The sequence below is a fragment of the Sedimentisphaera cyanobacteriorum genome, from assembly GCF_001997385.1.
GTDB classification, from domain to species: domain Bacteria; phylum Planctomycetota; class Phycisphaerae; order Sedimentisphaerales; family Sedimentisphaeraceae; genus Sedimentisphaera; species Sedimentisphaera cyanobacteriorum.
Genome location: NZ_CP019633.1, coordinates 1,357,563 through 1,380,823 on the forward strand (window position 1 = coordinate 1,357,563; position 23,261 = coordinate 1,380,823).

Here is a 23,261-nt window from a genome sequence, read left to right on the forward strand (position 1 = left end):
TTTCAACCAAAATTTTTAATCGCTTATCTTAGCGTCATTCAGACGCCAGTCGAAGTAGGAATATTTAACATCGAATTCGGGATTTTTATAAACAACCCAGTTCGAATCGGGCTTGCTGATAAAGATAAAATTCAGTATGCCCCTTATGGATTCGTCTCTGGCTTTCAAACGAGTTCTTGTGAAGTAATGCTCGCGGAAATATTCAGATTTCTCTTTGAAAAGCCTTGAAATCGCAAGCTCTTTTTCCTTATGGTCCGGGGCAACAAAGTCTTTTCGAAGGAGGGTTTGCTTTACCTGCTCATCGAGCATTTTCTCGAGCCTGAAGCCGGTATATGGCTCATTGCGGAGCCTCGGCGAGCTCACGGCAGCCTGAGAAAGGGCAAGAAGCACCTTAGGGTCGCCGTAAACATCAACCGCATTCTTCTCCATATCGCTGAGGTTGTATTCATTGCCCATAATCGCATAATATTTGTCTTCAAATGGATCATCAATCTGCATTATGCTCTCTGCAGGATAAAAAATCATCTTGATTCTGGACGCCTCTATTGGGTAATGATCGAATACGGTTTTTATAACACAAACATTATAGGCATTTATCCAAAAAGCAGACTTCTGGTCATCCTCCCAAACGAGAAAATCTTCCACCTCAAGCCTCCTCATCCACCTCAAAACATCTAAGATGTCGTTTTTCTGCCTTCTAACCTTAGCATAATCCACCTCACCCCTGCTGTTTACAAACGAAGGCTTGAGCACCTTTCCGAACATCTCGTTCGGCCCGGGTTCTTCGGGCTTTTCGGCCTGCAGCCGGTTTAAAGAGTTGGGGTCTTTAGGGGGCTCTTCCTGTCCAGCTGCCTGCAGAAAGGAAACCAGCAGAATAATTATTGAAAGAATTTTAAAATTTATAAATTTCATCATCACCAGATTTTAGGAAAACCTCAAATCTTTACAACCCGTTTTCGCATTAGATTTGAATACAGATTGTGTTATTCGGTTTTGTCTTTCTTCTTGTTCTTCCTTTTCTTACGCCCGCGGTCAGTAAGATTGTTCTCAAATTTCACTTTCATATACTCTCGAAGCTCCTCGTCGTTCTTGAAATGCAGCTCGTAGCCGTATTCATCCTGATTGAACTCGCAGGATTCTGAATCGAAATTGCGGCAAATCTGCGGCCTGTTTTTGTAGTTCAGGCACATACTCGTTTCCGGGCACAGATACCTGCAAGGCGTGCTGAAGCTCACATACCACTGACCTTCTTCTACGAAAACGCTGACATTTTCATGGCAGAGATACCAACTTATATCATCGAAATCCTTTTCGGTTTCGGGGTTGTCTATAGGCAGAGCTATGTATCTGCAGCAAAGCCCGTCGCAGTTTTTGCAGCTCTCATCCATATCATCGGGCTTTTGGTTCTTTTTTCCCATTATATTTTCCTCAGATGCATTTATAACAAGCTTAAATTTCAGTAGGTAAAGAAAAAAATTACGACCGTTTGAAATTATGAACAAATTCTGCTAAAATCAAGTACAAACAGGAAGACTTGGATTATTAACTTGAATTTTGTTATTCTAACAATTAGAATAAGTTGGCTTGAAACGGATTTCAGGCGTGTTTAATATTTTATTTCGCTTTGAAGGGTTCAAATTTTGACTTCGAGGCTCATTTTCATTTTATCTGCGGCGATATTCATAACAGGCTGCGGAAGCGAAGGTTTCATAACAGACGATGCTACAGAGTTCGAGGCTAAGGTACTTCTGGAAGAAGCCTCACGCATTGAAGCAGATTCTTCTGTAAAAAACCATTTGCCTGATATTTACGAACAAGAACCGAAGATAATTGAGACCTCTTCGGGCACAAAGGTGGTTTATTTCACGAAAAATCAGCCGCCTAACGTACTCGCCGGCCTTCTTAAAAATCAGCTTAAATGCTCGGCAAACCCCTCCAGCACAACCAACCAGATTATCATAAGCTGCAAAAACAAAGCGCAGGCTGAAGAAGCAATCAGTTTTCTCAACAGTGTTGACGTGCTGCCTGTGCAGATAAAGATAAGCTGCATGCTTATTGAGCATTACGCAGACCTTACAATGGACAGGGAAACCACTGTACATATTGGCGAGCTGTTCGGTACAGATATCACGCTAAGCGGAAAGCAAAAAGGCGGGAAATACAGTGATTATCTCCCTAACTTCCCGGGCGCTTTACTCCGCGAGCCGGACAGGGCTGATCTTAGTCTCGATCTGGGTTTTGAAGACGGGAATATAGGTGATACCGATTTTGTGCGTGTGGTAGTGGATATGCTTGAGTCAAGGGGGTATCTCAAGGTAATGATGAACCCCGAGCTTGAGGTGGTTTCAGGCCAGAAAGCTACCTTCAAATCACGTGAGCAGGTGCCCACTATCCGCGTTATAACCGAAAGAAACAGGGACCCTTATAACCTCACTGAATATATCTGGGTTGAAGACTATCTGGAGGTTGTCCCGCATCTTTATGCAGACGGAACTATCGGCATAAAAACAAAGGTGCTTATGGGCTCAAAATCAACGCCTGAAGGTGTTGTTCAGCAGAGAATTATCTCCAGGAAGGGTATTGATATTGGCGAAAATCGCGTCAAACCAGGACAGAGCCTCATCATAGGCGGTTTCAAAAAGGCTGAGAAGGTTTCTGTAATCAGAGGCTTTCCGTTCCTCAAAGATATTCCGGCTGTAGGGCTTTTATTCTCGAGTAAAGATTTTGAAGAAAGGGCAAAGGAGATTACATTTATCATAACTCCTTCCATTTCAAGCCATGGAGAGCCTTACGACGAGATGCTCAAAAAGGTTAGAGCTCAGCTCGACGACCATGTAACCGATTCAGAGATTACCAGAATCATCGAACGGATGATGATCGATCCTTTCCAGAATGAGATGCATAAAAGAGAGGTTAAATCGCGCAAGGATGAAGAAGAGCTCAAGAAGGTTAAGGCGGAAATAAACCTTGCCAATCGCTCACGAGAGCTCAAGAAACTGCGTAATCAGCTTAACGAGCTTAAGAGAAGGCTTGAATTCGAGAAGTCTCAGGCCTCAAATGCGCAGAAGTCCGCTGAAGAATACCAGAAAGAAATCGAAAAGGTTGAAAAAATTACCGAAAAGCTCGAAAAGACAATCAATCCCGATAAGAAGCAGAATTCTAAGCAGGGAGGGAAGAAATGAGAATCAGTAATTCCGCCCTCACAATTTTCACTGTTCTTTTCTCAGCGTTACTGCTTATCGGCTGCGGCGAGGTTCTCGACGAAAAGAAAACCGAAATCGAAGCAAAGAGGCTGCTCGAAGCAGCATCAGAGATAAGAAAGGACTTAGAGGTTGACCGTCCTGTACCTGAAAGGATCACCTCAGATACCGAGATTCAAAAGACCTCTCAGGGCGTAAAGCTTTTCTACTACACAAAAAATCATTCACCGCAATATGTAGAAAATATGCTGAAAAAGGAATTCAAGGTGGGAACTGCCCGCCTGGACTCTGCCAATCAGCTTATTATATCCTGCGGGAATGAGAAGCTCGCCAATGAGATACTCGATTTTCTGAAATTAATCGACATCCCTCCTATTCAGGTTCGCATAAACTGCGTTATAGCGGAGAATTACGCGGACCTTACGATGGACAAAGAAACGAGAGTGGAAGTTGAAGAAGTATTCAGCTCTGATGTAGCTATGACGCCTAAAGGTGATGGACCCAGCTTCCCGGGAGCCTCTATAAGAGAAACCGAACGCTCTGATATGGGTATGGAACTCGGATATTCCTACTCCGAAAACGGAGAGAAGGTTGAAACTCTTGTAGATATGCTCGTATCGAGGGGGTATTTCAAGGTGCTTCTAAACCCGACAGTGGAAACTCTCGTTGGAGAGCCGGCTCAGGTAACATCTTCAGAGCGAGTACCGATAACTAAGATTGTAACGAAAAATAACATACAGCCTTATCAGGAAACAGAATACATCTGGATAGAGGACAAGCTGAAAGTAACTCCGTATGTTTATCAGAACGGTACTATAGGACTTAAAACTGAGATCTCCATAGGCTCCAAATCTACGCCGGAAGGCGTGGTGCAGAGGCCTGTTATAACAGAAAAAAAGGCAACATTTAGCGAAAACCGCATAAGAATCGGCGAGAGCCTCATTATCGGAGGCTTCAGGAAGATGGAAAATTCTGCTGTAACAAGGGGGTATCCATTCCTCAAGGACCTTCCGTTTATAGGAATGTTTTTCTCAGGCGATGATTACGAACAGCGTGCCAAGGAAATCACAATCATCCTTACACCGAGCATTTCGGGTAATGGTAGGCCCTATGAAGAAACAATGGACTGGGCAGAAAATAAGCTTGAGAGCCGCGTAAAGGATAAGGATCTCTCCGAGATCATTGGCGAAACATTCACAAGCCCGCTGGGCACAGAAAGCCAGTACACTGAAAAACTCGAAAAAGACGCTGCTGAACAGGCTATCAGCAGAATAAAAACTGAAATTGACATAAACGAAACCGAACGAGAACTGAAAAGGCTGAAAGATCAGGTTCAGCAGCTCGAAACTAAGCTTAATGACCAGAAGCTTAAATCACAAGAAGCCAAAAAGGTTAATGCTGAATACAAAAATAAGCTGAATCAGCTCAAACAGCTCCAAGACAAGCTTCAAAAACACCTTGAAGACCAGAAAGCAAAGGCAAGAAAAGCGCAGCAGCAGAAAGAAGCGGCTCAAAAGAAGGCACAGCAGCAGAAAAAAGAGGTAGCAGCAGAGAAAAAACAGGCTCAGACAAATAAGCAGCAGGCAGAAAAACCTGCTGAAAAGAAAGAGCCCAATGCTGGAAAAAACAATAACAAACAAAAACAAAAGAACAATTCCAGCGAAAAGAAATAAAAACTACTGCGTAGTAAAAAATCTGAAACATTACTCAATTGTTTCAGATTTTTATTCTCAGAACTAAAAACTTTGAGCAGAGTTTTCTGATGGAGCGTTCAAATGATTAAATTAATTAAGCTTGGTCTGTTTTTATTGCCAGTACTTCTTCTTGCAGGCTGCAGGGAGAGCTGGCTTGAAGATTCGCATGACCCTCTTTTTTTCACGTCCAAGCCGAAAGTTGTTCATAATCCAAATGAATCTGTGCCCCTGGCAGCGGTTCTAAAATTCGAAACCAACCATCCTGTTACTTCACGCGTTTTTTTGAGCGACGGTGAATGTCAGCGGGAAATAATATTCGAAAACGACCAGACATATCGAAAAAGCCTTCCGATAGTGCAGCTTTGCCCGGACAGAAATTACACCCTCGTTATTGAAGCGCAGGACAAGATCGGCCAGAAAATTAATTCCAAAGTGATGGAGTTTCAAAGTCCAGCGCTGCCTGAAGGCAATCAAAAATTTCCTGAAATAACTAATCAGGTATTTGATGAGTATGCCGTTGAGCCCGGTTTTATAATGTTCAATCCCAGAAGAAGAATACCAGCAAAATCCAAGGAGGCTGAAGGAAGCGAAAGGAAGGATTTTAATCAAAATTTCGGCCTTCTAACCGCAGTGAATACTGAAGGCGAACTGGTATGGTATTATAAGGCCGACTCACGTATCAGTGATTTCAGATTCATCGAGAACGGCCATATTATCTATATCACTCAGGATAACCGTCTCGTGGAGATAGACCTCTTGGGCAATATTGTAAATCATTGGTATGCTAAGGGCAGGCCTGAAGGCGAGGGCAAAGGTGTTCCTGTGGATACACTCACATTCCATCACAGCGTTAAACAGCTTGAGAACGGGCATTTCCTGATACTCGGAACAGACCGGCGCAGGATTGATAAGTACTACACAAGCTCGAAGAACCCCGATGCCCCACGAAAGCCACAGTGGGTTATGGGCGATGAGATAATCGAGTTCGACCGCTGGGGGAAAGTGCATTGGAGGTGGAACGCTTTCGAGCATCTCGACCCGTATCGGATAGGCTATATGACATTCAGCGGCTACTGGAAACGCAGAGGCTGGCCGGATACGATAGACTGGAGCCATGCCAACAGCGTGAGCTATATTCCAGAAGATGATGCGTTTCTGTGCAATATGCGACATCAAAGCGCAATCTTGAAAATAGACAAAACATCCAAAGATATTGAGTGGATCGCAGGCGAGCCCAGCGGCTGGCCGAAAGAGCTTCAGGGCAAGCTGCTCGAGCTAAAGGGAACAGAAAGATGGTTCTGGCATCAGCACGCTCCGGAGTTTACTCCAGAAGGCACTCTGCTTCTGTTTAACAACGACAACTTTAGAGCAAGACCTTTTGAAGAGCCTGCCCCGCCGGCAGAAATAAGAAGCTGCGCTCAGGAGTACAGAATCGATGAGGACAACAAGACTATAACGAAGATCTGGTCCTCAAGGAAGGCCGATGACGAGGTTCTGCCAAGCTTCGCTATGGGAAGCGCAAAACTGATGCCCAAAACTGGGAATGTGCTTGCCGGATTCGGGTTTATGTTTCGCCAAGAAGACCTCAGCGAGGCCTCTTGGGACACGCGCAGGCAGTATATAGGAACAACTCAGATTCGTGAATATACCCGCAGGCCGGAAACCAGACTGGTGCGCAAGATTACTCTTACTGCAAGAGACAGCAGCAGCGAAATCGGCTGGACTCTTTATGGTGCGAGGAATATCAAGAGCCTTTACAAAGGTAAATAACACCCTGAAAATGCTTTACAGGCGGTGAATAGTTAGAAAAAACGCCACACGCCGCTTACTGCTCGCTGCTCGCAAATTGCCTTGCGGGGATAAGCCTGTTATAATCTGGGCTATGGATGAATTATTCAAAAAGCAGGAAGAAGAAAGAATCCTTTCAAACGCCCCGTTAGCTGTTCGGATGAGGCCTGAGAATCTTGACGAATTTGCGGGCCAGAGCCATTTTGCGGGCGAAGGGAAGCTCTTGCGGCGTATGCTTGATGCCGGCAGCCTCACAAGCGTTTTGTTTTACGGGCCTCCGGGTACAGGCAAAACGAGCCTTGCAAGGGTGATAGCGAATACAATAAACGCACATTTCGAATACCTAAACGCCCCGTCAGCCTCAGTTAAAGACGTTCGCAGCATTACAGAGCGGGCTAAAATGAGGCTGATAAACTCAAAGGCCAAAACGATTCTTTTCCTCGACGAGATACACCGTTTTTCCCGCACACAGCAGGACAGCCTGCTCAGCGAAGTGGAGCACGGGATTCTGATACTTATCGGCGCAACCACTGAGAACCCTTTTTTCTCAGTAAACGGCCCGCTTATCAGCAGAAGCACTCTATTTGAGTTTAAGCCGCTTTCTGAAGACGATATCAAAAAGCTTCTGAAAAGGGCTGCGAAAGATAAAAAACGAGGCCTCGGCGAAACGAATTTATCCATCTCAGAAGAAGCAATGGAATTTATCGCTCAGATTTGCGATGGAGATGCAAGGCGAAGTTTGAATGCCCTTGAGATTGCGGTTTTGAGCAAAAAGCCCGAAGCCGGCAGCAGCAGAGAGGTAACCTTGGAGGATGTGCGTGAATCGGTGCAGAAAAAGCAAATTGCCTACGACCGCAAGGGCGATTCGCATTACGATATCGCAAGCGCTCTGCAAAAAAGCATACGCGGCTCGGATCCGGATGCCGCTGTTTACTGGCTTGCGAGGATGATAGCAGGCGGCGAGGATGTTCGCTTTATCGCAAGGCGTGCGGCGGTGTGCGCAGCGGAGGATATCGGCAATGCAGACCCGTTCGCCACAGTGCTTGCGGCTTCTGTTGTGCAGGTGGCGGAGTTTGTGGGGCTGCCTGAGGCTCAGCTTCCGCTTTCACAGCTGGTTACGTATCTGGCCTGCGCTCCCAAATCCAACGCATCCGCAAAAGCCGTGTGGGAGGCGGTGGCCGATGTTGAAAACGGGAGGATAACCGATGTCCCCCAGAACCTCAAAGACACCCATTACAAGGGCTCTAAGTCCCTCGGCCGAGGGCTGGACTACAAATACCCCCACGACTACCCGGGAGGAATTGTGCCCCAGAACTACTCAGGCTCGCAGCAGAGAAAAAAGTATTACAGCCCCGCAGACTCAGGCAGGGAGAAAAAGATTCGCGAAATCCTCGAGAGAAACAGGGCAATCCTCGATTCAAACGAGCAATAAGCACAGCACCACGCGAACAAGCGGATTTAAACCGCTCACAAACCCGCTATCAATGCGACTGAAAGTGCAGCCCTGATTTACGGGTTTGTTTTTAGACAGGATTTTGGCGTGGAATTTTTTTAATCCTCGTGGGATTGGATTAAACCGCGAAGGGCTCGAAGGGCGCGAAGGAACACGAAGAATTTTTTGTAAATTGTTTTATTGCAAGCGCTTACATTCTTAAATTTATCTGTGCCATCCGTGCCATCTGTGGGTAATAATTTTACCAAAAACCATATCTCCTTTGTGTGTTTAGAGCCCTTAGTGGTAAGACAAAAAGCAAATCTTCGAAATCAGCCGGTTGAATTTTAAAGTTTGTGAACATCTGATTTGATATTATCGCTAAATCCGATAAACTGAGAGCAAGTGTTAACAAACTAAACAAGGAAAGGGGTAAAGATGTCCCGATTAGTTATAATATCAAACAGGCTTCCGGTAAACGTAACCAAGCAGGACGGTAAATTCGGCTACCGAGACAGCGTAGGCGGAGTTGCCACGGGTATATCTTCACTCACCGGCCACGGCGAGAAGATATGGTTCGGCTGGCCCGGGATCCCCTCAGAGGCTCTTACAAAAAAAGAAAAGAAAGAGGCATCAGAAACGCTCACTGAGAGAGGGTGCTATCCGGTATTTTTGTCAACAGATCAGATAGACAATTTTTATTCAGGATTCTGCAACAGAACCATCTGGCCTCTTTTCCACTACTTCTCCGAGCTTTCAATATACGACGAGGCCTTCTGGCAGGCCTATAAATCCGCCAACCAGCTCTTCTGCGACGAGCTTGTCAAGCATGTGAACGAGGACGACTTCATCTGGGTGCATGATTATCAGCTTATGCTTCTTCCCGAGATGATAAGAGAAAAGCTTCCCGAGGCGCAGATAGGGTTTTTCCTTCACATTCCGTTCCCGTCATTCGAGCTTATGAGGGAGCTGCCCAGGAGAAGCGAGCTGCTGAACGGTATCCTCGGCGCAGACTTAATCGGCTTTCACGAATATGACTACGTAAGACACTTTTTGAGCAGTGTTTACAGGATATGCGGATGCGAACACCACCTCAGCAAGCTCCAGATCGATAATCGGCAGATAAGGGTGGATGCCTTCCCGATGGGGATAGACTACGAAAAATATGCCTCAATCCCCGAGAAATTCAGGGATAAGCCCGTGAAGGATGAACAGCCCAAGATTATCCTCTCTGTTGACCGGCTGGACTACACCAAGGGCATACCAAACAGGCTCGAGGCATACGAAAGCTTTCTCAGCAAATACCCCGAATATCATGGTAAGGTGCGTCTTGTCATGATTGCCGTTCCAACGAGGACGGAGGTGGAGGAGTATGCGAGCCTGAGGGAAACAATCGAGAAGGACGTAGGACGCATCAACGGAAAATACAGCACTGTTGACTGGACGCCGATTTCGTATATGTTCCGCAGCCTTCCGTTTGACGAGCTCTCAGAATTCTACTACCGCGGGGATATTGGGCTTATCACGCCCCTGCGAGACGGTATGAATCTCGTGGCGAAGGAATTCATAGCTGCCCAGAAAAACAAAGACCATCAGGCAGTTCTGATTCTCAGCGAGATGGCAGGCGCTGCAAGCGAGCTTTCCGAGTCTATAGTAATCAATCCGCACCACAAGGACCAGATTGTGGATGCGATAAAGACCGCCCTCGATATGCCCCAAGACCAGAGAGCCAAAAGAAACAAAATGATGCAGGGCAGAATCTCCAGATACACTGTCGGCCGGTGGGCTACAGAGTTCATCGTAAGCCTTAAGGAGATAAAGAAAGAACAAAGCAGGCTCAGAACCAAATACTTCACTCGTCAGCATCAGCAGAATGCTGTTGAGGAGTATAACAATTCTGATAAAAGGCTTATTCTTCTCGACTACGACGGCACTCTCGCCCCGTTCTCGAGGCTCCCGGAAGATGCGATGCCCTGTCAGGACATTATAGAAACACTGAAAGGCCTATGCACAAATGAAAAGAATACCGTTGTAGTAATAAGCGGCAGAGATAAGGACACGCTTTCCAACTGGCTCGGGGCTCTGCCTTTGAACCTCGCGGCAGAACACGGGGCTTTCTATAAAAGCGCCGGGGGAGACTGGGAATCAGCCATAAACGCTGAGAGCAACTGGAAAGAGATGATAAAGCCCATATTGGAGCTTACAGTTGACAGAACTCCCGGCTCGCTTATAGAGGAAAAGTCTTCCTCTCTTGTATGGCATTTCAGAAAGAGCGAACCGGACCTCGCAAAGCTTCGTACGCAGGAGCTTAAGGATACGCTTATGATGATGGCAGCAAATCTCAATATTGGGGTCTTCGAGGGAAACAAGATTGTTGAGGTTAAGCCGGTAAGCGTGAATAAAGGACAGGCCGCAGGCTACTGGACGGCCAAGGAAGACTGGGATTTTATCTTCTGCGCAGGCGATGACTGCACAGATGAAGATATGTTTGAAGCCATGCCTGAGGGGTCTGTTTCCTGCAAGATAGGCAAAGGCATTTCAGCTGCTAAATACAAGCTCAACAGGCCTCAGCAGCTTCGTGAATTTCTTAAACAGCTTAAATAACAATTACACAACATTTGAGGAATCAATGCAGAATCTCGACTACGGAATTATCGGCAACTGCAAGAGCGCAGCATTAGTGAGCAAGCAAGGCAGTATAGACTGGTGCTGCCTTCCGGATTTTGATTCACCTTCGGTATTTGCCAAGATACTCGATAAAAATATCGGAGGGAGCTTTTCTCTGGAAGCAGCAGATAACTACCAGATTACGCAGAAATATATCGACAAGACCAACGTCTTGGCCACCGAATTCAGCAACGGCGAAGATGCGTTTTGCGTGTATGATTTTATGCCCAGATACAAAACCGAGGCCGGATTTTATCACTGCCCGCCTGAGGTTGTTCGGTTCATAAGGCATATCAAGGGCGAACCTGAGGTAATGATCAAGTGCGACCCTCGGCCTGCCTACGCCAAGGACGGAACTGTGGTAAGCAAGAACGGCGAATACATAAAATACTCCACTAAGAAAGGGGCTTATGAATCTGTTTATCTCTACACTGATTTCAGCTTCGATGATGTGATTGCCTCCAAGCCGGTAAAAATCACCACAAACCACTTCCTTCTTCTGGGCTACAATCAGAAGCTTTTCCGCCCTGATTTAGACTGGATCGAGCTTGAATACCAGCGAACAAGGGTTTACTGGATGGGCTGGGTGTCTAAAACTAAGGTTTACACCAACTACCAGAAAGAGGTTGAGAGAAGCTCCCTTGTGCTCAAGCTGCTTGCATACCAGAAGACAGGTGCTATTCTCGCAGCCGCCACGACAAGCCTGCCTGAAACAATCGGAGAGGTTCGAAACTGGGACTACCGCTACTGCTGGCTGAGAGATGCGTCGATGACAATCAGCATTCTCACAAGGCTCGGACATTACAACGTAGCAAGACGCTTCCTCAGGTTTCTGCTGGATATAATCCCGTACAAAAACGAAAAGATTCAGATTATGTATCCGATTAACCACCGCGGGGTGCTCAAGGAAAAAGAGCTTCCTTGGCTGGATGGATATGAAAATTCAAAGCCGGTGCGTATTGGAAATGCCGCAGCAAGGCAGAAGCAAAACGACATATACGGGATTGTGCTTGATGCAATTTGGGAGAGCCTTGTATTCTTCCACGACTCAATAGACAACAAAGAAGACCTCTGGACGGTAACCAGAACCCTCGCGAGGCATATAAAAAACAACTGGCAGAAGCTCGATTCAGGTATATGGGAATTCCGCACCGAACAGAAACACTTCACCTTCTCCAAACTGCTCTGCTGGGTTGGCATGGACAGGGCTGCAAGGATTGCAAACTTCTTCGGGAAAAGCGAAGAGGCCAACAGCTATATCAAACTGCGTGAGGTTATAAAGAAAGATATTCTCAAAAAGGGCAGAGACCCGAGAACCAACACGCTTACGCAGTATTACGGGTCTCAGTCTATCGATGCGGCGAATCTGCTGGCCAATGAATACGGTTTCCTTCAGGCGAGCGATCCAACTTACGTTAATACTGTGCTTGAAACTCATAAAGACCTCTGCAGGGACGGGCTGATGTATCGTTATAAGACATCGGACGATTTCGGGACTCCGAAATCCAGCTTCACGACCTGCACTTTTTGGATGATAAAGTGCCTTTTTTTCATAGGCCGGCGAAAAGAGGCAACAGAAAACTTCGAAAGGGTTCTCAGCTACGGCAACCACCTCGGGCTTTTCAGCGAAGATATAGACTTTGAAAGCAAGCGTCTTCTCGGGAATTTTCCGCAGGGGTATTCGCATATCTCGCTTATAGATACAGCCCTTACAATTTCTGAAAGCCCGTACTGGCTCAAAAACGCAGACGACTTTAAGCCGTAATGATTATTCGCCGGACTTGCCTCTGCCTTGTCTTGTGTAAAACATCATCCCTGCGGCGCTGACGTAATTGCGGAATATATCCCATTCGGCCTTTATCAGCTCCATGGAGTTTTGCCAGCGAGCCTGATGCTTTTCTGTGAGGGTGTCTTTGCGGAAGCTGCAAAGCTCGCTGTACTGCTGCAGTACCGAGTCGCTGCAGGCATCTATCGAAAACCTTTCAGCTGTTTTCTCTGAGCATTTGCGCATAGCCTTTTTCTCATCTTCAGGCAGTTCTAAAAACTCGCCGATTCTCTCAGCGAATGAATCGGCATTTTCATTCTCCACCATAAGCCCGTTTTTCCCGTCTTCGAGGATATCGTCAACACCAGGGGCATTCAAAGCTGCCACGGGCGTTCCTGAAGCCATAGCCTCTGCGAGCACCATACCCTGCGTTTCTGTTTTTGAGGCGAATGCAAACAAATCCATTGCATCGTAGGCATCGTAAAGCTGCTGCCCAGAGAGCATACCGGTAAAAACAACCCTTCCAGAAACGCCATGGTCTTTTACTTTCTGCTCCATTTGGCTTCTTTGCGGTCCGTCTCCAACAGCGAGGAAACAAGCATCAGGATTATTATTGAGCACTTTAATTACAGAGCTGAGAAGAAAGTCCAGATTTTTCTCCGGAGCAAATCGGCCGATATGCCCCATCAGGAAGCAATCTTCGGATATGCCGTAATTCTTTCTGAAATTCTGACCTCTGCCTGTTTTGAACTGCTGGACTTCAATGCCTGAGGGTATTACGACTATGGGCGTTTTAACCCCCCTGCCAATAAGCATCGATTTTACCGCCCTGCTCGGGGCTATTATCTTGTCGCAAAGGTTTGAATAGCCTTTTGTAACGGAGCGGACGAAGCGTTTTACGCGTTCGGAATCTGCGTTTATATAATGTATGTATCTCTCATACATTGTATGGTATGTAAATACAAGGGGAATCTCTCTTGAAGCAGCGATTCGAAGGGCGGTACTGCCAACGATAAACGGAAAGTGCGAATGAACGATATCGGGCTTGAAATCCTTTATCCTCGAACGTATCTCCCCGGGCAGGGGTATGGTTACGGGGAAGTTGGTATCGTTGAAGTTGTTTATCGCCGAAACCCTGAGTACATCCTGCTCGTCTTCCACAGGCTTATCTGATTTCGGCGCAATCACCAGAACAGAATGTCCCTTCTCCCTGAAATACTGAGCGAAAGACTGGATAGACTTCTCAATACCCCCTACATAAGGGGCATAACTGTTTGTTACCATCAGGATACGCATTAATCATTTATCCTTTCCGCTTTAAACTCCCCTGCTTCCTGCGTCGCTGTTTTCTGCGAGAATCCGGGAATCTTCAGGACAACCTCGGGCGTCTGTCCGTGCCAGTCTGCTTTGAATTCTGCAGAAACTGAATCTTCCTCAAATCGCAGTGTAAGATTTACTGTTCCCCAGAGAGTTGGGGCTGGGCCTATGCTTACCACCTCGCCTGCCTTTGTCCAATCTGGATGAATACCTGCTCCGAGGATGAGCTGATTCTTCGTTTTCTGCTCATAAACCATACAGCTTCTGATGTAGTTCACCCATTCAGCAGCCGCCCAGATGTGCTGGCCGTCTCCCATGCAGCCGCCTTCGGTTCTCGGGTGCACCGCCTCAGGCCACTGCCCTGTAGGCGTAGCAAGCCGGCAAAGAGTGTCAGCGAGCTCAAAATGCCTGCTGTCTCCGGCTCGCATAAGCACCTGGGCAATATGCAGAGTTAGATACGGGTTTATGCCCGAATGCGAAATATCAAGGAAGAAACCGTCCTTTACTCGGCAGTTGTTCATTAAAAATTCTACTGTAGCAAGCAGCTGGGAATCTTCAGGCTCCACAAGCTGGAGCGGATATCCGCATACAATAGATCCCACAGCACCTGCATCAAGACGCCTGTAGGGTGATACCGGAATTGCCCGCTGGTTCAGCTTTGCAGACGCCTTCTCAATGCTTGCATCAATAGCCCTGCGGAGCTTAATAGCCTGATTATTGTATTTCTCTGCTTTGCTTATCATACCAGAGGATTCGACTATCTCCGCAGCACAGTGCAGGCCGGCCAGAGCCCAGAAATCGTCCCAGTAGTAATGGTCGTTCGGGCCGAAATGCTCTGCGCTGAAGCCCGCCGGCAGAAGCCCTGCATGCATTGAGTCTTTATCGGGGTTAGTACATTTCCTGCAGATCCAGTCTGCGGCTTTGCACACCGATTCAAAAATATCAGTGGAAAGCGGTCTGCCTTTCATCTTCCAGTTTCTGTGAATAATCCATATTGCCTGACCGTTAGAATCCCATTCGCCGTCCTGAGAGCGGAAATAGCCCCCTGTTTTCTGCCTTGATGGGTATGAGCCTATAACCGGTTCGGCAAGATGCGAGAGATTCGCACATAAAAGAGCATCCAGAATGAATGAGGCGTCTCTAAACCAGAAGCGTTTGTATGTAAACGGGCCTGGGTAAACATCCTCTCCCACGGTATGAAGTGCAACGCTTCTCAAGGCGGTTTCGTAGAGCCTTTGCTTCTTCTTATCGGGGATAATAATTCTGCATCTGCCTTTAAGCGAATCCTTCCAGGAAAGAGCCTTGCCTGCAGGTTTGTTTCCTTTCGGGGAAGACCTGTCGCCGAAGAAGGTTTGCTTTCTCAGCGGTATATAAAGGTTCATATCGAGCTGCCCGTTCTCATCAGGCTCGAAAACAGCTGCTGCTGTGGCCATGCCAACGCTGCATTTAACCGAGTCTTGAGTTTCAGAAGACTTATCCGCAAGCCTGGCTGAAACATCGCCGTCTGCATATCTCTGCATATAGTTGTTATCAACCCGCCTGTCAAACAGGACAGAGGTTTTATCGTTGATCTGCCATCTGCGGGCTTCATTGTCCAGTTTTACCGTATGCACAAAGCTGATCCCTTCAGGATTGTATGGGCGCAGGGAGACCGCAAGCCTCTCAGATGAGCGAACACGAAGCTTAATATCGCAAACATACTCGCCCTTGCTCTGACGAACCTGAACTGCGGAGATTATCTTGCCCGAATCGAACTCGGTTTTTGTAACAACAGCGAGATTCCCGAAAAAGCAGAGCCTCTGTTTTGTTTTGCCTTCGATTTTGGAGGATGCCTGCACATTGCCGTTTTTATCGACAAGCCAGAAATCCAGAGACCAGCCGTCCCAGTGGGGTGTTACCGTACCTGCAGGGTCTGTAATGGGCAAATAACCGAGCCCTGGAAGGCCTGCTGCTGTCCAGTTGCGATGGGTAAGATTGATGTACGTCAGTGAGAATGCGCTGGGCACGAAAGACTTGTCCGAAGGGTTGAACTGCCTTTGAATCCAGTACGGCCATATCCAGTCTGAATTCTGGGGTATTGCCCTGCTGTTTATAAGCCCGCGTGAATGGAAAACGATATTATCCCTTATCAGCTCTATAGGCCCGGCAACCTCAGAAGGCTGAGAAAACCTCTGAAAATACGACCAAAGAACTACAGGGTCTAAAAAACCGTGTCTTTTTGCTGCATACGATATTAAAAATTTCCATGGAAACCATTTCAACCACATAGAAAACCTTTTGCTTGATTATGTTTTTTTGTATAAGCCATAAGAGCCCTAATCCTCTCAACCATTTTTTATACATTCATAAGGCTCCATTGTTCGCCTTTCTGCTCCTTTTAGACCTAAAAACCTCTCTGAAAAGCAAGTTTGCTCAATCCCGAGAGAACTTGACATATTCATCATATAAGGTTAAGATTCATTTATCAAGCGTTAGGGGCAGTAAAAAAATACAAACAGCCTGTTTTCAGGCTTTATAAAAGGTGAATTATGGAAAAAAAATTAACCTCTGGGCTTGAGGATTATTTGGAGGCCATATACTTAATTCAGGAAAAGGAAGGTTCTGCAAGGGTTAAGCAAATCGCAGGCAGAATGGGAGTTAGAGCGGCCTCGGTAACCGGTGCGCTTCAGTCCTTATCAGCCAAGGGGCTGATACATTACACTCCGTACGAACATATCAGGCTCACTCAGAACGGTCGTAATGAGGCGGTTCGAGTAGAATCGAGACACAGACTTTTGAAGAGATTTTTCGAAGATGTGCTTTGCGTGGAAGAGCAGAAGGCAGAAGAAGCGGCCTGCAAATGCGAACACGAGCTGCATCAGGAGATCTACGACAAGTTCGCATCGCTTATGTATTTCCTTGAAAGCCCTGAAGGAACGAAGCTGGCTGATAAGCTTAAAAGCCGCCTCAACAGCGAAAAGTAAAAGAGACTGCTGAATAAAGAGGAGATGAGAACATAAAAACAAAAATTCGAAACAGCTTCAAAAAACCAGTGTGGTTTGATGAGCTTGATTCTACCAACACCTATCTTAAAGAAAAGATTTCCTCAGGCGCGCTCGCTGACCCTGCCGGCACAGCCGCAGCAGCAAAAAGGCAGCTCAAGGGCAGAGGAAGAAAAGCAAGGATATGGAACTCGGCGGAAGGCGAAAACCTTACCTTTTCTTTTGTATCAAAAATCAGAGAAGAGAGAAAAGATATATCAAGCATAACGCTAACCGCGGGAGTGGCTGTTTGCGAGGTGCTCAGGGAACTGGGAATCGAGCAGGCTGAGATAAAATGGCCGAACGATATCCTATGCGAGGGCAGAAAGATTTGCGGGATTCTCTGCGAAACTGCGGACTGCCAAGGCCAAACTATGGCCGTTTGCGGAATTGGTCTAAACATTAATATGACTCAGCAGCAGCTTGCAAAGATCGATCAGCCTGCCAGCTCAGTATATCTTGAAACCGGCATCTGCTACAGACCGGAAGATTTGATTAACACAATACTCGAAAAAATGAGCTTTTGGTTTGAAATATGGCTTAATGAAGGCTTTGCAGCGGTTAAAAAACGCTGGGAAGAGCTGGCCTTCGGATTAGGCCTTAAGATCGATATTTCCGAAGACGGAGAGATTTTAAAAACGGGACTGTTCAGAGGCATAACCGACCATGGGGCGCTTGTGCTTGAAAGAAAAGATAACAGAATTGAACATATATACACAGGCGATGTAAACTGGAAATTATAGTTTGTATTTTCAGTGCGCAATGTTATTATAGAAAAATTGCTTGTAAAAGATAACAGGAGATAACAAATGAGAAGTGATACAGTAAAAAGCGGTATAGAAAGAGCCCCACACCGCGGCCTGCTCGGTGCATGCGGGATAAAAAGAGAAAATATGGGCAAGCCCTTTATCGCTGTAGCGAACAGCTTTTGCGAGGTTGTACCCGGGCACGTTCATCTGAATCTCGTTGCGAAAATCGTAAAACAGGCGATACGTGATGCTGGCGGAGTTCCGTTCGAATTCAACACAATCGCGGTATGCGACGGAATCGCTATGGGACACAGCGGGATGAAATACTCGCTTGCCTCCAGAGAGATTATCGCTGATTCTGTGGAAACAATGTGCAACGCCCACTGCTTCGACGGGATGGTATGCATACCAAACTGCGATAAGATAGTTCCCGGAATGCTTATGGGCTCGATGCGCGTAAACATTCCCACAATTTTCGTTTCCGGTGGCCCGATGAAGGCAGGCGTTGACAAAAACGGGAACGTGGTTGACCTAATCAGCATATTTGAAGGCGTTGCAAAGAGAAACAAAGACCTGATCACAGATGAAGACCTTGCAGACCTCGAGGCAAACGGGTGTCCGGGCGAGGGGAGCTGTTCAGGTATGTTCACAGCGAACAGTATGAACTGCCTCTGCGAGGCGATAGGCATGGCGCTGCCTGGCAACGGAACTGTTCTTGCGACGGACCCGGAAAGGGAAAAGCTCTATAAACAGGCCGGCAGCCAAATACTCAAACTCCTCAAGAAAGGCCTCAAGCCTCTTGATATCATCAACGAGAAATCTGTCGATAATGCGTTCACTGTAGATATGGCTATGGGCGGTTCTACAAACACTATTCTGCACACCCTCGCTGTTGCCAAAGAGGCAGGAGTTGACTACGACCTTGAAAGAATAAACAGCATAAGCAGAAAATGCCCGAATATCTGCAAGGTTTCCCCTTCCAGCGACTGGCACATACAGGACGTAAACGAGGCAGGCGGAATCAGCGCGATTATGAAGGAAATATCCAAAACAGAAGGCCTGATACACGAAGACTGCCTCAGCGTTACAGGCAAGACAATCGGGGAAAATATTGCCGGAGCCGATATCAAAAATCAAGAATGCATTCATCCGCTCGAAAAGGCCTACAGCAAAACCGGCGGGCTCTCAATCCTCACCGGCAACCTCGCTCCAAACGGGTGCGTGGTTAAAACTGCAGGCGTTGATAAATCAATGATGAAACACAGAGGCCCTGCTGTTATATTCGAGAGCCAGGAAGAGGCCTGCGAGGGCATACTCGGAGGAAAGGTTAAAGAAGGCGATGTTGTGATAATCCGCTATGAAGGCCCAAAAGGCGGGCCTGGCATGCAGGAGATGCTCAGCCCCACAAGCTACATCATGGGTGCCGGGCTCGGCGAGAGCGTTGCCCTGATAACAGACGGACGCTTCAGCGGGGGAACAAGAGGCGCCTGCATCGGTCACGTTAGCCCCGAAGCGGCTTCTGGAGGCCCTATAGGACTTGTGGAGCCCGGAGATATAATCGACATCGACATCCCTGAGAATTCAATCAAAATTGATATCTCCGAAGAGCAGATGAAAGAAAGACGCAGCAGATGGAAGCCGCGTGAGGCGAAGATCAAAACGGGCTATCTGGCAAAATATGCAAAGATGGCTCAAAGCGCTGATAAAGGCGCAGTGCTTGAATGGTGATGAAGACGTTAGTGATTTGAACTAAGAGACAGGGCGGTTTTCATTGCAGGGCTTTGAAGCCGCCTGTTTTTGATAATTTCAGTTTTTAGTTTTTATAAAATGGCCGTAAACGCAAAACAGTTTCTAAGATTGATAAATGAAATCTACCCGCTTCAGCTCGCACAGAGCTGGGATAATGTGGGGCATTTGATAGGCGATAATGATGCCCGGCTTGGCAGGGTTCTTCTCTGCATAGACCTGACAGAGGCCGTTTACAGCGAAGCGGAAAAAGGCGGCTTCGACACCATCCTCTGCTATCACCCAGTGATATGGGAGGGACTGAAAAAAATTACGATGCAGTCCGAGAAGCCCGTTATTTACAAGCTCATCAGAAACGGGTTCAATGTTTTCAGCATACACACCGCATGCGATGCCGCTCACGGAGGAGTGAACGACAAGCTTGCAGAGGCAGCGGGAATAGAAAAGCCGGAAATCCTGAGCGACCCGGCAGAGCTGGATTCGGACAAACTCTGGAAGTTTACGGTTTTCGTGCCGAAGGATTATGCAGGCAGCGTTGCAGAGGCAGCATTCCAAGCGGGCGCAGGGAAAATCGGCAATTACGACTGCTGCAGCTTCAGCGCGGAAGGTAGAGGCACTTTCCGCCCCCTATCAGGCGCAAACCCTGCAATTGGTAGCGTAGATTCGTTTGAACAGGTATTTGAGATTCGGCTTGAAGCGGCAGTGCCCGAAAATAAAAGAGGCGATGTACTTGAAGCAGTACTCAAAGCCCACCCTTACGAAATGCCCGCTTATGATTTCGTGTCGATGGAAACACTCCAGACAAAATACGGTCTCGGCAGATACGGAACTCTCACAGAACCGGCCACGGTGGAGCAGGTGGCAAAAAGGATTAAACATATTACCGGAGCTGAGGTGTTCGGCCTTATAGGCGAAAAGAAGAGAAAAGTTGAAAAGGCGGCTGTATGCGCAGGTTCCTGCGGGAACATATTTTCCTCTGCTGTCAGGACAGGCTGCCAGCTTTACATCACCGGCGAGATGAAACATCACGAAGCCCTCAAGGCGCAGGAAGCAGGCCTTAGCTGTATATGCCTGAGCCACAGCGTATCAGAAAGATTTATACTCACCAGCCTTGCTGAAAAATTGACTGAGCTGAACAAAGACATCATAGCTGAAGTATCCAAAGAAGATAAAGACCCGTTCAGTTGGACTATGTTATAGGATTAAACAGCTGGTTTAACAGCTTATAGAAGCAGGATAATAAATGAAATTTAAAACAGCATTAAAGAGTTATGCATCAGTGACGAAAGCAGCTGCCTTTGCTTTTTTGTTCATTCCAGCGTTTAGTTTTGCCTTTATACCTCCGATAGACAAATCCCTCGGGGATGCAAGGATTTACAGCGACGGCGAGCGTCTGACCGCAACCACAGGCAAGGTGCAGCGAGTATGGCAATGGACAGATTACGGCTTGGGTACAGTAAGCCTGAAAAATCTCAGCACAGGCAAAGAATGGATCGAAAAACCCCAAACAAAATGCGACTGGGCATACTTCGCAGTAACTGAAGATAAAAAGGGGGTTATCAGAAAATTAGATGCCGAAGTTCAACAAGCCTCCCCGTTTACCAAAAAGCACCTGAGGCTCAAGGCAGTAATTTACTACCCTTCAGAGAAGACTTCAGTTTTGTATGAGGCATATGTGTATCCCGGGGCAGAAGGCATAAAAACACAGCTCGGGATAAAAAGACCTCCGCAAAGCATAGCCCCGATAAAAACCGAAAAAGACAAGGTTATTATCAAAGCAGAAAACGGCTCCACGCATTTTCCTGATGATTTCAGAGACCAGACAGACCCCGCTTTCGCTACAGTGCTTTCTAGCAGCTCTCAGATAAGATTTCAAATTAAAAACATAAGCTACAACAGGGATTATATTCTCGGCCTTAGCTGGTGGGACTGGAGCGGTACCGGAAGAAGGCAGAGAGTTGTGGCGAAAATTGGAGGCGACCGCTCTGAGGCAATTTTAATACCCACCACAACACTCCCAGACTACAAAAACAAGCAGGAAAAACCGGATGAATTCTCCATTGCTATCCCCGGTGATATGCTTTTGGAGGAAGAATTTTTCATCGAAATCCAGAAGCGTCAAGGTCCTGATGCTGTAATAAGTGAGATATGGATGTATGAGGAGAACTGCAGAAAACCAATGCACCGCTCCGAACTGCCTGTGAATCGTGCTGATGTTATACTCGGGAAGGCTCCTGAAGGCTTCGGCCTTGCGGCCTATATGGACTGCGGCGAGCGAAGCCTGCAACGCAGAAGCTACAATCATAGCCGAGGCATAACAGAGAACCTGAATATCAATTTCACCGGGGGCAGGATAAACTTTGCAGGCTACAACTGCATAAATGAAGATTTCCTAAAAAAAGCGCCTCAGCCTTCGCTTCTCAAGGAAGAGACTCTCAACGTAAAATCCGACACATCCCGCCAGTTTGACTGGGCAAACCTGATGACCTTCCAGAGCGGAGAGAACGGGATTGCCGTGGTGAAAGAGTCTAATCAGTGCTGCAATCTGGACAGCTTTGATACCGGCTGGTTCTCGCTTACCCCCTCAGGGCTCAGAGTAACAGGCTGGGGAATCAGGCAGTTTGAAATGAAGGCAGACAGATTCCGCAAGGGCTGGCCTACTTGGACAGTGTTATCGAAGGGCGATAAAGACCAGCTCCTGCTTTCCCTGAAAAAATTCGACCGGAAGATTTTCCCCCAAGATTCGCTGGGCAGATTTACCTATTACCGAACCGGAAGCAGGTACAATACCAGCCTTGAGCAGAATCCGGTTAACAGCAAAACTGCTGCTGAAAAGATGGCTCTGGCAGGCAAGGCCGGTTTCGGGATAGTGAATATAGATTCCGGCTGGGAACTGCAAAAGGATAAGAGATTGATCGGCAGGGATATGTGGCGTCCGGACAGCGAATTCTTCCCAAACGGCTGGGAGGATGTTTTCAAAGCGATGCTTGAGAACAACCTCAGAACCGGCCTTTCAGCGGCTAACAGCATAGAAACGCAAGACCTGCTATGGAATTATGAAAGGCTTAAAAATTCCTTCTGGACGCTGAACAACTCCAAAATCAGGGATTACAATGAGCTGGAGAGCTTCCGTCAGAGGAGCGAGAGATACCTCCGTGAAACTGAAGGATATTCCTGTTTCTCCATGGAAACTGGAAAAGAATACCCCAGCGCAGGTTACTACTGCCTAAGGGAATACGGAAAGATGCGCCTCTACCCTTACAACAGCGAGCATACACGAAGCGGCAGCCAAATACTGAAAGACTGCTGGGAGCTTGCAAAATACAACAACCCGAGCAAGTGGCTGATACTTCTTCAGGACTTTGGCGAATACAGCCCTGAGTTTGCAGCTGCGGCCTCCTGCTCAGGACTGCCCGGGATGAAAGCCCAGTTTTTCGAAAAAATCGAGGACAAGCAGGCAGTTTCTGAAGTTTTTGAGGTTTATGCGGAAAACTCAGAACAGCTCTGCAATCTTTTCACCTTCCCGATAGGAGAAAGCCCCAGCGGCGAGTCTTGGGCAGGGTTTCAGTTTTGCAGCCGGGAAGCAAAAGAGGGCTTTATCCTGATTTTCCGTGAGAAAGAAAACACGTACAAAAACAACACTGTAAAATTGCTGTTTTTAGGGTCAGGAAAACTAAAAATTACTAATCTTCTTGAAAAGACAGAAAAAATAACGGATTGCGATGATGGTTTTGTAGGTTTGAGGATGGATAAACCAGGCGATTTTCTTTTTCTCAAATACGAAAAACTATAATTTTTTTGAATTATCACGTAATTATTCTGTAACTAATGTAAATAGTTGTTAGAATATTCGGAGGCGGCAAATTTAAAGAGTATTAAGGGT

At 46.9% G+C, this 23,261-nt stretch carries 15 protein-coding genes; 11 read left to right on the forward strand and 4 right to left on the reverse strand.

Annotated elements, in window-relative coordinates:
• Positions 1-15: 15 nt before the first annotated feature.
• Together L21SP3_RS05330 and L21SP3_RS05335 are read right to left on the reverse strand one after the other, a co-directional pair.
• The gene (locus tag L21SP3_RS05330) at positions 16-915 is read right to left on the reverse strand and encodes a DUF547 domain-containing protein (RefSeq protein WP_077539806.1); all 900 of its coding nucleotides are present in this window, start codon (positions 913-915) and stop codon (positions 16-18) included.
• A gap of 68 nt (positions 916-983) precedes the next feature.
• Positions 984-1,418, reverse strand: coding sequence for a YkgJ family cysteine cluster protein (locus L21SP3_RS05335; RefSeq protein WP_123785141.1), 435 nt, complete (start codon positions 1,416-1,418; stop codon positions 984-986).
• A gap of 222 nt (positions 1,419-1,640) precedes the next feature.
• Here L21SP3_RS05335 and L21SP3_RS05340 point away from each other — a divergent pair, with 222 nt between their 5' ends.
• The 6 genes from L21SP3_RS05340 to L21SP3_RS05365 all read left to right on the forward strand — a co-directional run bounded on the left by L21SP3_RS05340 (position 1,641) and on the right by L21SP3_RS05365 (position 12,546).
• A complete protein-coding gene (locus L21SP3_RS05340; RefSeq protein WP_077539810.1) occupies positions 1,641-3,182 on the forward strand; it encodes a type II secretion system protein GspD in 1,542 nt (513 codons plus the stop codon).
• Complete coding sequence (locus tag L21SP3_RS05345; protein ID WP_077539812.1) at positions 3,179-4,873, forward strand: hypothetical protein; 1,695 nt, start codon at positions 3,179-3,181, stop codon at positions 4,871-4,873. Before L21SP3_RS05340 ends, L21SP3_RS05345 begins: the two co-directional genes overlap by 4 nt.
• A gap of 102 nt (positions 4,874-4,975) precedes the next feature.
• Complete coding sequence (locus tag L21SP3_RS05350) at positions 4,976-6,664, forward strand: aryl-sulfate sulfotransferase (RefSeq protein ID WP_077539813.1); 1,689 nt, start codon at positions 4,976-4,978, stop codon at positions 6,662-6,664.
• 112 nt (positions 6,665-6,776) lie between these two features.
• On the forward strand, positions 6,777-8,114 hold the full coding sequence (locus L21SP3_RS05355) for a replication-associated recombination protein A (protein WP_077541852.1): 1,338 nt from the start codon (positions 6,777-6,779) through the stop codon (positions 8,112-8,114).
• Between the two features lie 438 nt (positions 8,115-8,552).
• The gene (locus L21SP3_RS05360; RefSeq protein WP_077539815.1) at positions 8,553-10,718 is read left to right on the forward strand and encodes a bifunctional alpha,alpha-trehalose-phosphate synthase (UDP-forming)/trehalose-phosphatase; all 2,166 of its coding nucleotides are present in this window, start codon (positions 8,553-8,555) and stop codon (positions 10,716-10,718) included.
• Between the two features lie 25 nt (positions 10,719-10,743).
• Positions 10,744-12,546: a glycoside hydrolase family 15 protein gene (locus L21SP3_RS05365; protein WP_077541854.1), complete on the forward strand. Its 1,803-nt coding sequence runs from the start codon at positions 10,744-10,746 to the stop codon at positions 12,544-12,546.
• A 3-nt stretch (positions 12,547-12,549) separates the two neighbouring features.
• On the opposite strand, the gene L21SP3_RS05370 is transcribed toward L21SP3_RS05365, so the two are convergent.
• Complete coding sequence (locus L21SP3_RS05370; RefSeq protein ID WP_077539817.1) at positions 12,550-13,842, reverse strand: glycosyltransferase; 1,293 nt, start codon at positions 13,840-13,842, stop codon at positions 12,550-12,552.
• The gene (locus L21SP3_RS05375; protein ID WP_077539819.1) at positions 13,842-16,130 is read right to left on the reverse strand and encodes a hypothetical protein; all 2,289 of its coding nucleotides are present in this window, start codon (positions 16,128-16,130) and stop codon (positions 13,842-13,844) included. The genes L21SP3_RS05370 and L21SP3_RS05375 overlap by 1 nt, the downstream gene beginning before the upstream one ends.
• Positions 16,131-16,391: 261 nt before the next feature.
• Here L21SP3_RS05375 and L21SP3_RS05380 point away from each other — a divergent pair, with 261 nt between their 5' ends.
• From L21SP3_RS05380 to L21SP3_RS05400, 5 genes are all read left to right on the forward strand, one after another.
• Entirely contained in the window at positions 16,392-16,826 is a 435-nt protein-coding gene (locus L21SP3_RS05380) for a metal-dependent transcriptional regulator (RefSeq protein ID WP_077539821.1), read from the forward strand.
• A gap of 68 nt (positions 16,827-16,894) precedes the next feature.
• Positions 16,895-17,626 (forward strand): biotin--[acetyl-CoA-carboxylase] ligase, encoded by a 732-nt coding sequence (locus tag L21SP3_RS05385; protein ID WP_161488109.1) that lies wholly within the window; start codon positions 16,895-16,897, stop codon positions 17,624-17,626.
• A gap of 66 nt (positions 17,627-17,692) precedes the next feature.
• On the forward strand, positions 17,693-19,360 hold the full coding sequence (gene ilvD, locus L21SP3_RS05390) for a dihydroxy-acid dehydratase (RefSeq protein WP_077539824.1): 1,668 nt from the start codon (positions 17,693-17,695) through the stop codon (positions 19,358-19,360).
• A gap of 99 nt (positions 19,361-19,459) precedes the next feature.
• Complete coding sequence (locus L21SP3_RS05395; protein ID WP_227806835.1) at positions 19,460-20,578, forward strand: Nif3-like dinuclear metal center hexameric protein; 1,119 nt, start codon at positions 19,460-19,462, stop codon at positions 20,576-20,578.
• A gap of 43 nt (positions 20,579-20,621) precedes the next feature.
• Positions 20,622-23,171 carry a hypothetical protein gene (locus L21SP3_RS05400; RefSeq protein ID WP_077539827.1) on the forward strand — a complete coding sequence of 850 codons (2,550 nt, stop codon included), beginning with the start codon at positions 20,622-20,624 and terminating at the stop codon, positions 23,169-23,171.
• Positions 23,172-23,261: the final 90 nt, after the last annotated feature.

What these genes read in the sequence shown, in the direction of transcription:
- L21SP3_RS05395 (WP_227806835.1), top strand. Translation starts at nt 19,460, where the DNA reads ATGGCCGTAAACGCAAAACAGTTTCTAAGATTGATAAATGAAATCTAC.
- L21SP3_RS05330 (WP_077539806.1), bottom strand. Translation starts at nt 915, where the DNA reads ATGATGAAATTTATAAATTTTAAAATTCTTTCAATAATTATTCTGCTG.
- L21SP3_RS05360 (WP_077539815.1), top strand. Translation starts at nt 8,553, where the DNA reads ATGTCCCGATTAGTTATAATATCAAACAGGCTTCCGGTAAACGTAACC.
- L21SP3_RS05370 (WP_077539817.1), bottom strand. Translation starts at nt 13,842, where the DNA reads ATGCGTATCCTGATGGTAACAAACAGTTATGCCCCTTATGTAGGGGGT.
- L21SP3_RS05365 (WP_077541854.1), top strand. Translation starts at nt 10,744, where the DNA reads ATGCAGAATCTCGACTACGGAATTATCGGCAACTGCAAGAGCGCAGCA.
- L21SP3_RS05350 (WP_077539813.1), top strand. Translation starts at nt 4,976, where the DNA reads ATGATTAAATTAATTAAGCTTGGTCTGTTTTTATTGCCAGTACTTCTT.
- L21SP3_RS05355 (WP_077541852.1), top strand. Translation starts at nt 6,777, where the DNA reads ATGGATGAATTATTCAAAAAGCAGGAAGAAGAAAGAATCCTTTCAAAC.
- L21SP3_RS05380 (WP_077539821.1), top strand. Translation starts at nt 16,392, where the DNA reads ATGGAAAAAAAATTAACCTCTGGGCTTGAGGATTATTTGGAGGCCATA.
- L21SP3_RS05335 (WP_123785141.1), bottom strand. Translation starts at nt 1,418, where the DNA reads ATGGGAAAAAAGAACCAAAAGCCCGATGATATGGATGAGAGCTGCAAA.
- L21SP3_RS05375 (WP_077539819.1), bottom strand. Translation starts at nt 16,130, where the DNA reads ATGTGGTTGAAATGGTTTCCATGGAAATTTTTAATATCGTATGCAGCA.
- L21SP3_RS05345 (WP_077539812.1), top strand. Translation starts at nt 3,179, where the DNA reads ATGAGAATCAGTAATTCCGCCCTCACAATTTTCACTGTTCTTTTCTCA.
- L21SP3_RS05400 (WP_077539827.1), top strand. Translation starts at nt 20,622, where the DNA reads ATGAAATTTAAAACAGCATTAAAGAGTTATGCATCAGTGACGAAAGCA.
- ilvD (WP_077539824.1), top strand. Translation starts at nt 17,693, where the DNA reads ATGAGAAGTGATACAGTAAAAAGCGGTATAGAAAGAGCCCCACACCGC.